General features: G+C 67.3%; 1 protein-coding gene. It reads right to left on the bottom strand.

Annotated features, from left to right (window positions below; genetic code table 11):
• Positions 1–3 precede the first annotated feature (3 nt).
• Positions 4–2,109, bottom strand: a complete 2,106-nt coding sequence (locus tag AB0M26_RS31815; RefSeq protein ID WP_365266494.1) for an ISAzo13 family transposase — start codon at positions 2,107–2,109, stop codon at positions 4–6.
• Between the last annotated feature and the right edge of the window lie 55 nt (positions 2,110–2,164).

Below are 2,164 nucleotides of genomic sequence, written 5' to 3'. Positions count from 1 at the left end.
GAATCAACTTGTCGGTGTGTCGTCTTCACTATGTGCGGCGGCGAGGAGCTCGGTGGCCGATCGGTAGCGGACTGTCGCCGGAGACGGGAGAAGCCCGCATTCCACGAGCAAGGGCCGGATCTCGCGGATGACATTGCCGATCAGGGATCTGCTCACGTCGCCCAATGCGTCGGCGAGGACGTCCAGGGTGCACAGTTTCCGCAGGTAAAGGACGGCGAGGACGACGCGCTCCTTGTCGCCGATCTTCTGGGGGAAGACGCCGCCGCGGCTGCCTGCCTGGCGGTCGGCGCCCCGGCGCTGGTAGGAAGCACGTTCGGTCTGAGCGACCTGGCGTGGAGCGAGGTGGCGGGCGAGTGCGTCCAAGTCTTCGTAGGACATGCCGGTCAGCCGCGGATGCGACAGGCTCTCCATGATCTGGGTGCGCGGCGGAGCCGTCGCGGTGTCGAGGAAGGCCAGCAACGCAGCCGCCGTGGTGAAGCGGGTGGGGGCGTATCCGGCCTGGTGGCCGTGGTCCTCCAACAGCCGTCGGGTCTCGGCGACGAGGTGGCCGACGCAGGTGGGAGTCACTTCCAGCATGTCGGCCAGCAGTTTCATCGAGCAGACCTGTCGCTGGTAGAGGAGGGTGAGCATGACCCGGGCTGCGTCGTCGAACAGAGGCTTGCTGCCGCGTAGCTTGCCGGTGGCCCGCCGGGCGCGTCCGCCGCGCTGCTCGCTGTAGCGTTCCTGGGCCCGGGCGGCTTGGAGAGGTTCCAACTCGGCGCTCAGCTCGGCGAGTTGCGTGCCACTCAGCCCGGTCAGCCGTGGGTCGGCCAGGCGGTCCAGAAGTGAGCGGCGTCGGGCGGCGACGTCGTGTGCATCGCAGTTGCTCGGCAGGGCGTCCGGTTCGGTGGGGGTGGGCAGCAGGGTGTAGTTCCACTGGCCGTGGGTCTCGTGCTGGACCAGGGGCAGCGCGGCGAAGCGGTCCTTGCTGATCGCGATGCCGGTGGGGTAGTCGCCCCGGTCGAGGTGGGCCTCGACGCGCAGCCCGGCCCTGGTGCGGGTGGCGGCGATCGTCTCGATGACGACTTCATGGCTGGTCAGCGGCCGGCCCCGCCAGTTGTGGGTGATATGCGAGAACAGCCGATGCTCGATTTTGTTCCATTTACTTGTTCCCGGAGGGAAGTGACAGACCGTGATGTTCAGGCCCGTCTCGGCAGCGAGGGCGGCCAGTTCGCTCTTCCAGACCCGGTAGCGGTAGCCGTTGGAGCCGCCCGCGTCCGAGGTGATCAGCAGCCGGGTGGCCTTGGGGTAGTCGAGGCTGCCGCGCGAGCGCCACCAGCGGCGGATTGACTCGACGGCGAAGGTGGAGGTGTCGTGGTCGACGCCGACGTTGACCCAGCCGGTGTTGCGGGTGATGTCGTAGATCCCGTACGGGATCGCCTGCTCGACATCCGGGCCGCTGAAGAAGAAGTGGTGGTCCTCGACCTGAACCGGCTCGCCCTTTGGGCGCCACACGCGCCCGGCCATCGGCAGTCGCCCGATCTGCTCCCGCTTCTTGGTATCCACGCTGATCACCGGCTCGCCATCTGCCTGGTGCTGTTTGACCTGCTCGTTGATATAGCGGAACTGGGCGTCCCGGTCCGGATGCTGAGCACCCTCCAGCGTCTTGGCATTCGCCTGCAGACTGAAGCCTTCCTGCCGCAGCAGCCGGCTCACCGTCGGAGCGGACACCGGGTGCCCCTGCCGACTCAGCTCCTCCGCCAGGTTGCGCAAGGACTTCGTCGTCCACCGCAACGGCGATTCCGGATCGCCCCGCTCATCCGGTTCAACCAGCCCCAACAGCGCCTTCACCAGGGCAGGATCGTTCTCCTCGGCCCTCTTGCGGCCACCACCCGGGGCACGGACGCGACCGCCGGGCAACGGCCCCACGCCTGTATCGAGTTCCGCCACACCCCGCCGCACGGTGGTCTCGCTGACCTCGGCGATCCGCGCCACCGCACGTACGCCGCCATGCCCGAGCAGCCGGGCCTCCGTCGCCAGAGCCAATCGCTGCTGCCGCTCGTTCAGATGCGGCAACAACACCATGAACCTGCAACGGAGTTGGGAACAAATCTCCTCCGGGACCGCCATACTCCAAGAACGACTCCAGACCCACGAAGCAACACCTTGATTCTTTACGGCTTCA

This window comes from Streptomyces sp. NPDC051776 (assembly GCF_040681345.1).
GTDB lineage: Bacteria > Actinomycetota > Actinomycetes > Streptomycetales > Streptomycetaceae > Streptomyces.
The sequence above is the reverse complement of the archived record's forward strand: the minus strand, read 5'-3'. Positions and strand labels throughout refer to the sequence as shown.

What these genes read in the sequence shown, in the direction of transcription:
- AB0M26_RS31815 (WP_365266494.1), bottom strand. Translation starts at nt 2,109, where the DNA reads ATGGCGGTCCCGGAGGAGATTTGTTCCCAACTCCGTTGCAGGTTCATG.